Origin of the sequence: Streptomyces otsuchiensis, assembly GCF_004305975.1 — a bacterium.
Classification (GTDB): domain Bacteria; phylum Actinomycetota; class Actinomycetes; order Streptomycetales; family Streptomycetaceae; genus Streptomyces; species Streptomyces otsuchiensis.
This window is the reverse complement of record NZ_BHZI01000175.1, coordinates 1-12594: the sequence shown is the minus strand read 5'-3', so window position 1 is coordinate 12594 and position 12594 is coordinate 1. Positions and strand designations below refer to the sequence as shown.

Below are 12594 nucleotides of genomic sequence, written 5' to 3'. Positions count from 1 at the left end.
CGAGGAGATCGCCGCACTCACCGGCGAGCTGGACAGCGCCCCACGCGGCGGGCGCTGTCCAGCTCGCCGGTGAGTGCGGCGATCTCCTCGCGCAGCGGCCCGTCGAGGTGGAGCACTCCCGGGTGCGCGTCGTCCAGGAACGGCGGGTCGGCGCCGAGGGCGACCACCGGCAGCCCCTTGAGGTGGTCCCGCAGGTCGCCGCCGGCGAGCTGCGGCAGCCGGGTGCCGATCAGCAGGACGGCGGCGGCGCCGGTGATCCTGCGGCGGGCGGAGTGGTGGCCGATCGCCCCGGTGACTCCGAGGAAGTCGTGGTGGCCGTTGTCGAAGACGTCGCGGGCGTCGGGCGCGACGGCGACCGGCGCGTCCAGCAGGTCGCTGAGCCGGGCCAGTTCGTCCCGTGCTCCGGAGCGGGCGACGCCACGGCCGGCGATGACGACGACTTCGCCCGCGCCGCGGGCGTCGAGCAGGGTCCGTACCGCGACGCGGCGGACGGCGTCGGCGGTCAGCGGGCGTGGCGCGGGCAGCACGGGAACCGGCGCGCGCCAGGGGGTGATGACGGACTGCTGCACGTCCTTGGGCAGCAACAGCACGGCGGGGCCCGGTGTTTCGCGCTGGGCCGCCTCCCAGGCCGCCGGGAGCAGCGTGGTGATGGACTCGGGGTCCTCCACCCGGGCGCAGTGGACGCCGATCTCGGAGAACAGCCGCAGCGCGTCGATGCTGCCGGCGCGGCCGGAGGTCTCCTGGAACGATCCCCGGCCGTCGAGCCGGGCGGGTGGCTGGCCGATGAGGACCAGGGCGGGGACGCAGGAGGCCCGCAGTTCGGCGATGCCCGGCACGACGTTCATGGCACCGGCCCCGGAGGTGGCGACGACCACCGCCGGCTCTCCGGAGGCGCGGAAGTGGCCGTCCGCCATGGCGGCGGCGGAGAACTCGTGCTTGGCGACCAGTGCGCGCAGCGGGGCACCGGCGTGGTGCACCGCGTCGTAGAGGTCCTCGATGTTGGCGCCGCCGACACCGAAGACATGCCGGAGCCGCTGCGCCGGCAGGAATTCCGCGATGTAGTCGACCACGCGCGAAGAATGACCCATGAGCGTCCCGTTCCGTCAGCGATTGGGGCGACAACGCATTTTCGTGCGGCCCGGGCACCACGGGCAATGACAACCACCTGCCAGTGGCACCACCGGGCGGCTAGCAGACTCCTGCTAGTGGTTTGCCATCCCGAATTCAGGCCGTCGCGTCCTAGGGTGATCTCCGCCATGCACCGGTAAACCGAAAGGTCGTCACCATGGTCACCGTTCCGATGGTCTGCGAACTCATAGCGAAGAAGCTGGGCAGCAAGGCCTCCTCCCACACGCTGAACGCCGAGACAAGCTTCGACTCGGTGGGGCTCTCCAGCCTCCAGATCGCGGACATCGTCTACGAGATCGAGGACGAGGTCGGCATCGAGTTCGACCCGGGCCGGGCCGCCGACGTCAAGACCGTCGGCGACCTGGTCGAGCTGGCGAACGCCACGCAGTCCGGCGGCGTGGAGGCGTGAGCCGGGTATCCGATCCGGCCGTGGGCCCGGCCGCCGTGGCCAACGCGGGAGCCACCGCGGAGGCGATCCGCCACCACTACGACGTCTCCGACGACTTCTACGCGCTGTGGCTGGACCGTTCGCTGACCTACACCTGCGCGCTGTGGGGCGAGGACGGCGACCCGGCCGAGACGCTGGAGCGTGCGCAGGAGCGCAAGCTCGACTACCTGATCGCGGGCGCCCGGGCCACCGGCGCCCGCCGGGTCCTGGACATCGGCTGTGGCTGGGGCAGCATGCTGCGCCGGCTGACCGAGGCCCACGGCGTCTCACACGCCGTCGGCGTGACGCTCAGCGAGAGCCAGGCCGACTGGTTCCGCGCGCGGCAGCCGGCGCGGACCGAACTGCTCCTGGAGTCGTGGCAGGAGCACCGTCCGGCCGACGGCGGGTACGACGCGCTGGTGTCGATCGGCGCCTTCGAGCACTTCGCCGCGCCGGGACTCTCCCGCGCCGCGCGTGTCGCCGCCTACCGCGAGTTCTTCACGCGGTGCGCCCAGTGGCTGCCGCTGGGGGGACGGCTGGCGCTGCAGACCTGCGTCAAGGGCAACAACGTGGTGATGGACCGCCGGACCGTCTCCGACCTGCTGTTCATCATGGACATCATCTTCCCGGAGTCGGAGATCCCGGCGGTCTCGGAGATCGCCGAGGCCAGCGAGAAGGTCTTCGACATCGTCTCGCTCCGGAACGACCCCGACCACTATGCCCGCACGGCCGGGGAATGGCACCGACGGCTGACAGCTCAGCGCGAAAAGGCCGTGGCGATCTCGGGCGAGGAAACCGTCGCGCATTACGAGCGCTATCTGGAGAGCTCCGTCGGACATTTCCGCAATCGCCATCTCGGCCTGTCCCGCATCGTCTTCGAAAAGGTGCGCTGAATGAGCGACATCAAACACGTCGTCTACTGGCACGAAACGGAGAGCGCCGAGCCGGGGCCCCCGCTCCGGGAGCCGGTGGACTGCGACGTCTGCATCGTGGGCGGCGGCTACACCGGACTGTGGACGGCGTTCTTCCTCAAGCAGGCGGAACCGGCACTCGACATCCACGTGCTGGAGGCCGAGCACTCGGGCCACGGGGCGTCCGGCCGGGCCGACGGCTTCGTGACGCCGACGATCGGCAAGGACATCCAGGCGCTGGTGGCGCAGTTCGGTGAGCAGCGCACCGCCGAGGCGTCGCGCGCCGTGGGGCGCTCGATCCTGGAGATCGGCCGGTTCCTGCGCCGCAACAAGGTCGACGCGGAGTTCGAGGCCAACGACTACCTGCTGGCGGCGACCAGTCCTGCGCAGTTGCGGCGGCTGGAGGAGGACCGCGCGCTGGCCGCGCGGCTCTCCGGCGGCAGCGGCCCGGCGCTGCTCGGCGCCGAGGAGACGCGTGCGGTCATCGACTCCCCCGCGCTGATCGGCTCGCTGCGCACCGGGGGCGCGTTGATCAACCCGTTCAAGCTGGCCCGGGGGCTGGCACGGGTGGTGCGGGAGCTGGGCGTGGTGATCCACGACCGCACCCCGGTGCTGCGCGTGGAGCCCGGGGTGAGGCCGGCCGTGGTCACCCCCGGCGGGCGGGTCGTGGCCGACAAGGTGGTGATCGCCGCCAACGCCCACCAGTTCACCTTCCCGCCCTTCCGGGACAAGGTCATCCCGCTGTGGAGCTACGCCCTGGTGACCGACCCGCTGACCGAGGAGCAGCTCGGCCGGATCGCCTGGGAGGGCCGCGAAGGGCTGGTGGAGGCCAAGTCGTTCCTGACCTGTGCCCGGTTCACCGCCGACAACCGCCTGCTGTGGGCGGGCGGCCCGGCGCTGTACTTCCGCAACCGCGACACCCGCCGCCGCCGGATGAACGATCCGCGTGCCTACCGCGAACTGGCCCGGGAGTTCCGCCGGTTCTTCCCGATGTGGGGGGACGTCCGGTTCCGCTACGCCTACGGCGGCACGGTGGACATCGTGCGGGACTTCGCACCGCACTTCGGTTCGCTGCCGGGCAACCTCTTCTACGGCTACGGCTTCTGCGGCAACGGGATCTCCGCGACCCACACCGGCGGCAAGGTGCTGCGCGACCTGGTGCTCGGCAAGGACTCGGAGTACTCGCGGCTGCTGTACGTGGACGACGCGAGCCGGCGCCATCCGTCGTTCCCGCCGGAGCCGTTGCTGTTCGCGGGGGTTCGCGGCATGAGCCGGCTGCTGGACTGGCGGGAGGGCCGGGCATGAGCGCGCGTCCGGTCGTCCTGCTGACGGGCGCCTCCGGTGTCGTCGGCCAGTCGCTGCTGCGTGAGGTGGGCGAGGTGGAGCTGCTGGCCGCCGCGCGCGGCCCGGTCGAACCGGGCCGGGCGTCCCGGGTGGTGCGCTGCGACGTCTCGCTTCCGCTGCTGGGACTGGAGCCGCCGGCGTATCGCGCGCTGGCCGCCGAGGTGGACGTGGTGGTGCACTCGGCCGGGCTCACGGAGTGGGGCCGGCCCGACGAGGAGTACGTGCCGGTGAACATCGAGGGGACCCGGCGGGTCGCGGAGTTCGCCGAACTCGCGGGCGCGCCGGTGCACTTCATGAGCACCGCCTTCGTCGCGGCGCTGCTGCCGGGGGCGGGCGGGACGCTGAGCGAGACCAATGTGACCGCGCCCTACGTGCGTTCCAAGCTGCTGGCGGAGCGGGTGCTGGCGGACAGCGGTGTGCCGCACACCGTGTTCCGGCCGACCAACCTCATCGGCGACTCGTTGACCGGCTGGACCTCCCGCGGCCAGATCGTGCAGCTGATCTCGGACTGGATCTGCCGGGGCCGCGCGCCCTTCATCCCCGTGCACGAGGGCAACCGCATCGACGTGGTGCCGCAGGACCTGCTCTCCAAGGCGGTGCTGCGCGCGATCGAGGGCGGGGTGACCTCCGGGGAGTTCTGGGTGACCTACGGGCCCGAGGCGATGGACATGACGGAGTCGCTGCGGATCTGCGCCGAGCACGCGGCCGCGCGGGGTCGCCGGCTGGCTCCGGTGCCGGTGATCGACCCGGACGACGAGCGGGCCCGGGACCTGTCGGGCCTGCCGCCGCTGACCCGCACCTACCTGTCGGTGCTGCGGGACGTCAGCGAGGTGACGCGGGCCGGTGGCGGGGTGCTGCCGACCTCCATGCCCGAACTGCGCGACACCCTCGGCGTTCCCAAGATCGCCGACACCGACGCCTATCTGCGCACGCTGCGGTTCGCGTCGGGCCGCTGAGCGCGCGTCGCCAGGGGCGACACCGCACCTGACACACGACGCACCGCGCGGTGACGCGCGCTCCTGCCGCACCTGACGCACCTGACGCACGACGAACAGAGGGGACCGGACAGATGAACGAGGGCTGGGCACCGCCGGAGCTGACCGGCACGGTGGCCGTGGTGACCGGGGCCAGCCGGGGCGTGGGGCGCGGCATCGCGCTGGCGCTGGGCGAGGCCGGCGCGACGGTCTACGTCACCGGGCGCAGCTCGCGCTCCGGAGCGCGTACCGAGGGGCTGCCGGGCACGGTGGAGGACGTGGCCGAGGAGGTCACGGCGCGCGGCGGCACCGGCGTCGCGGTGGTGTGCGACCACGCGCGGGGCGCGGACAACGAGGCGCTGGCGCGGCGGGTGTCGGAGGAGCACGGGCAGCTGGACCTGCTGGTCAACAACGCCTGGGGCGGCTACGAACGCTCGGGCGACGTACGGTTCGACGCGCCGTTCTGGCAGCAGCCGATGTGGCGGTACGACCTGTGCGCCGACTCGCTGCGCGCCCAGTACGAGGTGACCCGGCTGCTGGTTCCGCTGATGCTCCAGCGGCCGCGGCCACTGATCGTGGGCATCGGCTACACCGACGGCGACGTCTATCTCGGCCAGGCGGCCTACGACGTGTTCAAGCACGGCTCGGACCGGCTGAACCGCGCGTTCGCGGCGGATCTGCGGCGTACCCCGGTGACGGCGCTGGCGCTGCACCCGGGGTTCGTGCGCACCGAGCGGGTGGCGGCCGCCGCCGACCTGCTGGGTACCGGGCCCGCCGCCATCGTGCACAGCCCGGAGTACGTGGGGCGCGCGGTGGCGTCGCTGACGGCCGATCCGGCGGTGGCGGAGCACGCGGGCCAGGTGCTGGCCACCGGGGATCTGGCCGCGCGCTACGGCTTCGACGATGTGGACGGCCGCCGGCCGCCGGTCTTCCGGCTGGAGGGCCGGCTGTCGCTGGCGACCCGGATGGACCGGCTGAACCGGGCGGTGGCGGCGGCCGCCTCCCCGGAGGCCGGGTCGTGAGCGTCACCGGGCGTCCGGTGCGCGCAGACCGTTCCGCGCGGACCGGCGCGGCAGGGCGTCGCTCAGCTCGCGGCGGGGGCCGCCATGCACCGGTCGAGCAGTGCCTCGCACTGCCTGCGCAGTTCCTGCGGGGGCAGCTTGTCGGGAAGGCAGAGCCCGGCGAAGAGCATTCCGTCGATGCCGGTGACCAGCATCTCGGCGTTGCCGGCCGGGTCGGGCGCGCCGAGGTGGCGCAGCAGTGCCTCGGCGCTCTCGGCGAACAGGGCCCGCCAGTGGACGAGCGGGCCCTGGAGGCGGGGCTCGCGGGCGGCGTGCAGGAAGAGTTCGAAGCGGGCCATGGTCTGGTCGTAGGCGGTCGTCAGGAACGGCTCCAGGACCCGGGCCAGTTCGTCGGGTGCGGCGGGGTGCGAGGCGCCGCCGAGTACCTGTGCCATCACCCGGCGGTCGCGGTCGGCGAGGTGGGCGATGACCTGCTCGATCAGCGCGTTGCGGGTGCGGAAGTGGTACGTGGTCGCGCCGTGCTTGAGGCCCGCCTCGTCCTCGACGCGGCGGTGGCTGAGCCGTTGCAGCCCGTCGCGGGCGATCACGGTGACGGCGGCGTCGAGAAGCCGCAGCCTCGTGGGGTTTCTCAGGGACTGGGGATCGATTGACGACTGCATGTAACCACCCTAGGGTCCTACGCTCGTAGGAAAGTCTACTACGATCGTAGAAAGACCATCGGTGCACTCGACCGTGCGGGAGACCCCCATGACGCAATCACCACCCGAAACAGCCACCGCCAACAAGCCGGCCGTCGCCGCCGGACTCGTCTTCGCGGTCACCTGCGGAGCCCAGTTCAGCGTGATCATCGACGACACCGTCGTCGCCATGGCCCTGCCCTCGATCCGCGAGGACCTGGGCTTCGGCGCCGCCTCGCTGGCCTGGGTCGTCGACGCCTACATGCTGCTGTTCGGCTGCTTCCTGGTCCTGGGCGGACGCTGCGCCGACCTCTTCGGCCGCCGCCGGATCTTCCTCATCGGTCTGACGATCTTCACCGCGGCGTCCTTCCTCGGCGGGATCGCCACCAACCCCGAGACCCTGATCGTCGCCCGCGGCGTGCAGGGGCTGGGCGCCGCGCTGCTCAGCCCGGCGGCGCTGAGCATCCTGGTGAACACCTTCACCGACGCCTCCGGCCGCAGGAAGGCGCTGGGCGTCTGGGGCGGGCTGACCGGAATCTCCGGCGTCACCGGAGTGCTGCTCGGCGGCGTCATCACCGACCTGATCAGCTGGCGCTGGGTCTTCTTCGTCAACATCCCCATCGGCGTGCTGCTGTTCGCCCTCGCGATGGCGCCCGCCATGGCCGACCGCGACGAACGCGACCGCCGGGTGCGCCTGGACACCACCGGCGCCCTGCTGCTGACGGCCGGGCTGCTGCTGCTCGTCCACACCGTGATCAGCACCGAGCACCGCTCCTGGACCTCACCCGCCACACTTGCCGGGATCACCGTGGCCGCCATGCTGCTGGGCCTGTTCGGCGTGCGGGAGAAGACCGCCGCCGAGCCGCTGATCCGGCTCTCGATCTTCCGCAACCGGCAGATCGTGCTGGCCAACGTGATGATGCTGCTGGCCGCCTCCGGGCTCTACGGCATCTTCTTCTTCCTCACTCAGTACATGCAGCTGGTCCAGGAGTGGTCCCCGATGCGGGCCGGCCTGTCGTGGGCGCCGTTCGGTGTGACCATGGCCGTCTTCTCGGGCCTCGCCATCCAGCTGCTGCCCAGGGTCGGCGGCCGGATCCTGTGCTTCACCGGACTCTCCGTCGCCACCGTGGGCCTGGCGCTGCTGCTGCGCACCAGCGTCGGCGGCGGCTACGTCGGCGAGGTGCTGCCGACCCTGCTGCTCTGCGCCGCGGGCTACGGCCTGGCGCTCGTCCCGCTGGTGGTGGCGGCCGTCAGCGCGGTGGACCGCGCCGACACCGGGGCCGCCTCCGGCATCCTCAACTCCGGCCAGCAGGTCGGCGGCGCCGTCGGCCTCGCGGTGCTCGCCACCCTGGCCAGCAGCCGCCTCACCACCTCGAGCGAGTCCGGCAGCGCGCTGCCCCAGGCCCTGCTCGACAGCTACCACACCGCGTTCCTCGCCGGCACGGTGCTCACCGCCGTCGCCGCCGTCACCGCGCTGGGACTGCCGTCCCTGCGTACCGAGTTCGACCCCGAGACAACACAGGGCGTCTAGCGACGCACCACAGCCCCAAGATAGCGAGGTGGCCGATGGACGGCCGAGAACACCGCTGGTTCATCCTCACGGCGTCACTGGTCCCGCTGCTCGCGGTGATCGCCGGGATGGTCCTGCTCTGGAACCGCGTCTTCAGCTGGAGCGACCTGCTGGTGCTGGCGATCATGTACGTGGTCGCGGGTATCGGTATCTCCACCGGCTACCACCGCATGCTCACCCACCGGTCCTTCCAGACCTACAAGCCGATCCGGGTCGCCCTCGCGACCGCCGGTGCGATGGCCGGACAGGGGCCGCCCATCATCTGGGCGGCCCACCACCGCCGGCACCACCGGGTCGCCGACAAGGAGGGCGACCCGCACAGCCCGCACCTGGACTTCGAGCCCGGCTTCCGGGGCATGGCCGCCGGAATCTGGCACGCCCACCTCGGCTGGCTGTTCAACAAGCGGCTCACCTCCGACCCGCTGCGCTACTGCCCCGACCTCACGCGGGAGAAGTCGCTGCGGTGGATCAGCGAGAACTTCGTCCTGGTGGTCGCCTCCGGCATCGTGCTGCCCGGCCTGCTGGGCTTCGCCCTCACCGGCGGCTCCCCCGCGGCCTTCCTCACCGGCATGCTGTGGGGCGGCCTGGTACGGATCTTCCTGGTCAACCACATGACCTACGCGGTCAACTCCATCGGCCACTACTTCGGCCGGCGGCGCTTCAGCACCACCGACGAGTCGCGCAACATCGCGTGGCTGGCCGTCCCCTCCTTCGGCGAGGCCTGGCACAACAACCACCACGCCTTCCCCCGCTCGGCCCGTCACGGCATGCGCTGGTGGGAGGTCGACCTCTCCGCGATCTTCATATGGGCGCTGGAGAAGACGCGCCTGGCGTGGAAGGTCATCCGCATCGACACCGACCGGCTGTCGATGCGCGAGGCGGGCGTCAGCCGCGTCGAGGCCGCCGGAGCCGACCGGGACGAGCTGCTGCGCGGCCAGCAGGACCTCGTGCCTCTCGCCGAGCGCCGCCCCGACGCCAAGCCCTCCCCGGTCGAGGTCGAGTGAACGCCCGCAGGAACGACCCGGGAACGCCCGCCGACCCGCACCCCGGCCTGTGGGAGGCGCTGCTCGGCGGTTCGCGCCGCGGCACCCTCCACGCCTGGGAGGGCGACCGGTTCACCCGCAGCGGCTGGGCGGAGGTCTCGGCCGACGCCCACGCCATGGCCGGCACGCTCCGTGCCGCCGGGGTGGTGCCGGGCACCCGGGTGGCCGCGGTGCTCACCAACACCCCGCACGCGGTGCGCGGGCTGCTCGCCGCCTGGATCGCGGGAGCGGCGGTGGCCTCGCTGCCGCTGCCCGCCCGCGGCATGACGGCGGCCGAGTACGGCGCGCAGCTCGGCGCGCTGCTGGGGCGCGTCGACCCGACCGTGCTGCTCACCGACGAGACGCTGCTGCCGCTGACGCCGGCGGAGGTGACCACCCAACTGCCGGTGCTCACCTGGTCCTCGCTGGAGGGCGGTCCCGGCGGGGTCGACCCGAGCCCGCCGGGCCCGGACGAGGTCGCCTTCATCCAGTGCTCCTCGGGCTCCACCAGTGTGCCCAAGGGCTGCGCGCTGACTCCGCGCGCCATCGCCGCGCAGCTCGGCATGATGCTGGAGATGGCCGGGTCCACCCCCGGCCGGGAGGTGATCGGCTGCTGGCTGCCGCTCTCCCACGACATGGGCGCCTTCGGCTGCCTCCTCAACGCCTGGGCGTACGACTTCGATCTGGTGCTCTCCACCCCCGAGCGGTTCAGCATGGCGCCGCGCAGCTGGTTCCGCGACCTCTCCGAGTACGGCGCGACCATGACGGCCGGCACCAGCACGGCGCTGCACCTGGCGACCCGCGCCCAGAGCAAGGTCTCCCCGCTGCCCCGCGAACTCGCCCTGCGCGTCCTGGTGATGGGCGCCGAGCGGGTGGACTGGGACACCATCACGGCCGCCACCGAGCGGTTCGCCCCCTCCGGGCTGCGACCCGAGGCGTTCATGCCCGCCTACGGCCTGGCCGAGGCCACCCTCGCCGTCTCCTGCACCCCGTACGACCAGCGGCCGCGCGCCGGCTGGTTCGAGCGGACGGCACTGCTGGAGGGGCGCGCCACCGAGGCGGCGGCCGGCGCCCCGGACGCGGTCCGGCTGGTCTCCAACGGCCCGTCGCTGCCCGGGGTGGAGATCACCGCGGGGGCGCCGGGCACCAGCGCCGAACTGCTCATCTCCTCGCCCAGTCTGGCCACCCACTACTACGGAGACCCGGAACGCACCGCCCAGCGGTTCACCGGCGGGCGGCTGCGCACCGGCGACCTCGGCTTCGAGCACGAGGGCGAGATCTATGTGGCGGGCCGGGCCGACGACCTGCTGTCGGTAGGGGGCCGGAAGATCTACGCCGCCGAGATCGAGTCGGCGCTCGACGCGCTCGGCCCGCTGCGGAAGGGCTCCTCGGTGCTGCTGGACACCGGCCGGGCGGGCACCCCCGAGCTGGTCCTGCTGACCGAACCACGGCGCCGCCGGGACGACTTCCGGGCCATCGCCGACGACGCGGCGGCGCTGGCACGCGGCAAGGCGGGCGTCGCGCTGGCGGAGTGCTGGTTCCTGGAGCACGGCGTGGTGCCCCGCACACCCAGCGGCAAGGTCCAGCGCAACCGGTGCCGGGCGCTGCTCGGCGAGGAACGGCTGCGCGCCATCGCCCGGGTCCGGCTGGGATGAGGACGGCACCGGTGACCAGCGGGACCGAGACGAGCGAGGAGCTTCCTTCCATGATCGACACGACCAGCGGCCCGCTGGGGCAGGCGCCCGCCGGAGGTTCGTTCTTCCGGTCCGGCCCGGCCGACGAGGACGGGCTGCGACTGCACCTCAACGAGACCGCCTACGGTCCGCCGCCGGGCGCCGCCGAGGCGGTCGCGGAGGAGGCGGCGCTCCACCTGGAGCGCTACCCGGACAGCGAGTACCGTGCGCTGCGCCCGGCCCTGGCCCGGCACTTCGGGGTGGCACCGGAGATGGTCGCCTTCGGCAACGGTGTGGACGAGCTGGTGCTGCTCACCTCCCTGGCCATGCTGCGCGCCCCGGACGCCGAGGTGACCGCCACGGCCGGCACCTTCCCCGGCTACGCGGCGTCCGCCGCCACCGCCGGCGCCCGGATGCGGGCGCTGCCGCTGGCCGAACACGCCGTGCCCGTACCGGAGATGGCGGCGGCGCTGCGCGCGGGGACCGACCTGGCCTTCGTCTGCAACCCGCTCAACCCGACCGGCGCCCTGCTGAGCGCCGGGCAGGTCCGGGAACTGCTCGACGCGGCGGCCCATGCCCCGGGGGTGCTGGTCTTCGACGAGGCCTACCTGGACTTCGCCGGCGCCGAGCACCACCACGCGCTCGCCGCCGTGCGCGAGGGCGCGCCGGCACTGGTGCTGCGGACCTTCTCCAAGGCGTGGGGTCTGGCCTCGGTGCGGGCCGGCTGTGTCATCGGCCCGCCCGAGCTGATCGGACGGATCGAGCGCGCGGCGCGGGCCCTGCCCTTCCGGGTGAGCCGCCCGGCGCAGCGCGCCGTCCTCGCAGCCCTGGCCCGTCCCGACCATCTGGAGCACGTCCGCACCGGCACCGCGCACGCCCGGGAGCTTCTGGTGAGCGGGCTGACGGCGCTCGGGCTGCGGTGCGCGCCCTCGGCTGCGAACTTCGTGATGGTGGACGTCCCGGGCGACAGCGCCGCCCTGACCGCGCGGCTGGCCGCCGAACACCGGGTGATCGTGCGCGATCTCGGGCTGCTGGGGCTGCCGGGCCGGCTGCGGATCACGGTCGGCTCCCCGGAGCAGGTCGAGCGCTGCGTGGACGCGCTGGCGGCGGTGCTGCGACGGGTCCGGCCCACGGCGGGAGCCGTGCGATGACGGCCGAGGCGCTGTTCCGGCCGCTGAGCGCCGGGCAGCAGCGGCGGCTCACCGGCTGGCTCGCCGACTATGTGAGCGCGCCCCACCCGGAGCTGGGGCGGCCCGGCGCGGTCTGTCCCTTCGTGCGGCCCGCCCAGCGCGCCGAGTGCCTGGAGCTGGTGCGGGTGCGCTGGCCACGCGGGGGCTCGGCGGCTGAGCTGGAACGGCTGACGCACCGGCTGATGGACCGCTTCGAGGCCGGGCTGGCGCAGTCCCCCAACCCGTCGCTGGCCAGCGTCATCTGTGTCTTCGACGGGATGGGGCCCTCGGAGTACGGCCTGGTGGACGAGGCGCACCGCCGGGTCAAGGACACCGCCGTGCAGCGGGAGATGATGCTCGGCCAGATGCATCCCGCGTGTGAGGCGCCGTCCGCCCGCAATCCGCTGTTCCCGGTCAATCGGGCGCCGCTGCCGATGATGGCGGTGCGCCGCATGGCCTTCCACGACATACTTTTCCTCCATCAGCACCCGGTCTGGTTCGAGAAGTACCGTGCCCGCTTCGGCTCGCACTACCACGCGGCGCAGCGTGTCGAGCCGGAGCTGGTGCGGCTCTTCGACTCCGGGGCGCTGATGGCGGCCGGGGGGAGCTTCTGCTGACCGGTCCGCGCCACCCACCGGACGTCCCCGCCCCCGAGGGCGCCGCCCGGCGGCCTCATC

The 12594-nt window shown here is 72.9% G+C and carries 12 protein-coding genes; 10 read left to right on the top strand and 2 right to left on the bottom strand.

The features are described from left to right. Positions 1 to 17: 17 nt before the first annotated feature. The gene (locus tag E0D90_RS17160; RefSeq protein WP_170214987.1) at positions 18 to 1070 is read right to left on the bottom strand and encodes a thiamine pyrophosphate-binding protein; all 1053 of its coding nucleotides are present in this window, start codon (positions 1068 to 1070) and stop codon (positions 18 to 20) included. Between the two features lie 215 nt (positions 1071 to 1285). On the opposite strand from E0D90_RS17160, the gene E0D90_RS17155 reads away from it, so the two are divergent. From E0D90_RS17155 to E0D90_RS17135, 5 genes are all read left to right on the top strand, one after another. After that, a complete protein-coding gene (locus tag E0D90_RS17155) occupies positions 1286 to 1537 on the top strand; it encodes an acyl carrier protein (RefSeq protein ID WP_103500312.1) in 252 nt (83 codons plus the stop codon). After that, positions 1534 to 2448, top strand: a complete 915-nt coding sequence (locus E0D90_RS17150) for an SAM-dependent methyltransferase (protein ID WP_103529021.1) — start codon at positions 1534 to 1536, stop codon at positions 2446 to 2448. The genes E0D90_RS17155 and E0D90_RS17150 overlap by 4 nt, the downstream gene beginning before the upstream one ends. Then, positions 2449 to 3771: an FAD-dependent oxidoreductase gene (locus E0D90_RS17145; RefSeq protein WP_130799132.1), complete on the top strand. Its 1323-nt coding sequence runs from the start codon at positions 2449 to 2451 to the stop codon at positions 3769 to 3771. After that, positions 3768 to 4766: an SDR family oxidoreductase gene (locus E0D90_RS17140; protein WP_130799131.1), complete on the top strand. Its 999-nt coding sequence runs from the start codon at positions 3768 to 3770 to the stop codon at positions 4764 to 4766. Before E0D90_RS17145 ends, E0D90_RS17140 begins: the two co-directional genes overlap by 4 nt. A gap of 113 nt (positions 4767 to 4879) precedes the next feature. After that, positions 4880 to 5806, top strand: coding sequence for an SDR family NAD(P)-dependent oxidoreductase (locus E0D90_RS17135; RefSeq protein WP_130799130.1), 927 nt, complete (start codon positions 4880 to 4882; stop codon positions 5804 to 5806). A 62-nt stretch (positions 5807 to 5868) separates the two neighbouring features. Here the strand turns inward: E0D90_RS17135 and E0D90_RS17130 are convergent, their stop codons facing one another. Then, positions 5869 to 6465 carry a TetR/AcrR family transcriptional regulator gene (locus E0D90_RS17130; RefSeq protein ID WP_103528107.1) on the bottom strand — a complete coding sequence of 199 codons (597 nt, stop codon included), beginning with the start codon at positions 6463 to 6465 and terminating at the stop codon, positions 5869 to 5871. 88 nt (positions 6466 to 6553) lie between these two features. On the opposite strand from E0D90_RS17130, the gene E0D90_RS17125 reads away from it, so the two are divergent. Genes E0D90_RS17125 through E0D90_RS17105 form a run of 5 tightly spaced genes read left to right on the top strand, consistent with a single transcriptional unit; the run spans position 6554 to position 12534 of the window. Beyond that, positions 6554 to 8014, top strand: a complete 1461-nt coding sequence (locus E0D90_RS17125; protein WP_103528108.1) for an MFS transporter — start codon at positions 6554 to 6556, stop codon at positions 8012 to 8014. Positions 8015 to 8049: 35 nt separating this feature from the next. Further along, positions 8050 to 9057, top strand: a complete 1008-nt coding sequence (locus E0D90_RS17120) for an acyl-CoA desaturase (protein WP_103528109.1) — start codon at positions 8050 to 8052, stop codon at positions 9055 to 9057. Beyond that, positions 9054 to 10730, top strand: coding sequence for an AMP-binding protein (locus E0D90_RS17115; RefSeq protein WP_130799129.1), 1677 nt, complete (start codon positions 9054 to 9056; stop codon positions 10728 to 10730). Before E0D90_RS17120 ends, E0D90_RS17115 begins: the two co-directional genes overlap by 4 nt. A 50-nt stretch (positions 10731 to 10780) precedes the next feature. After that, positions 10781 to 11899 (top strand): pyridoxal phosphate-dependent aminotransferase, encoded by a 1119-nt coding sequence (locus tag E0D90_RS17110; protein ID WP_130799128.1) that lies wholly within the window; start codon positions 10781 to 10783, stop codon positions 11897 to 11899. Beyond that, a complete protein-coding gene (locus tag E0D90_RS17105; RefSeq protein ID WP_130799127.1) occupies positions 11896 to 12534 on the top strand; it encodes a DUF6875 domain-containing protein in 639 nt (212 codons plus the stop codon). Before E0D90_RS17110 ends, E0D90_RS17105 begins: the two co-directional genes overlap by 4 nt. The last annotated feature ends 60 nt before the right edge of the window (positions 12535 to 12594 follow it).

Coding starts and splice junctions, on each gene's coding strand:
- E0D90_RS17155 (WP_103500312.1), top strand. CDS start 1,286: ATGGTCACCGTTCCGATGGTCTGCGAACTCATAGCGAAGAAGCTGGGC.
- E0D90_RS17145 (WP_130799132.1), top strand. CDS start 2,449: ATGAGCGACATCAAACACGTCGTCTACTGGCACGAAACGGAGAGCGCC.
- E0D90_RS17140 (WP_130799131.1), top strand. CDS start 3,768: ATGAGCGCGCGTCCGGTCGTCCTGCTGACGGGCGCCTCCGGTGTCGTC.
- E0D90_RS17135 (WP_130799130.1), top strand. CDS start 4,880: ATGAACGAGGGCTGGGCACCGCCGGAGCTGACCGGCACGGTGGCCGTG.
- E0D90_RS17130 (WP_103528107.1), bottom strand. CDS start 6,465: ATGCAGTCGTCAATCGATCCCCAGTCCCTGAGAAACCCCACGAGGCTG.
- E0D90_RS17125 (WP_103528108.1), top strand. CDS start 6,554: ATGACGCAATCACCACCCGAAACAGCCACCGCCAACAAGCCGGCCGTC.
- E0D90_RS17120 (WP_103528109.1), top strand. CDS start 8,050: ATGGACGGCCGAGAACACCGCTGGTTCATCCTCACGGCGTCACTGGTC.
- E0D90_RS17110 (WP_130799128.1), top strand. CDS start 10,781: ATGATCGACACGACCAGCGGCCCGCTGGGGCAGGCGCCCGCCGGAGGT.
- E0D90_RS17105 (WP_130799127.1), top strand. CDS start 11,896: ATGACGGCCGAGGCGCTGTTCCGGCCGCTGAGCGCCGGGCAGCAGCGG.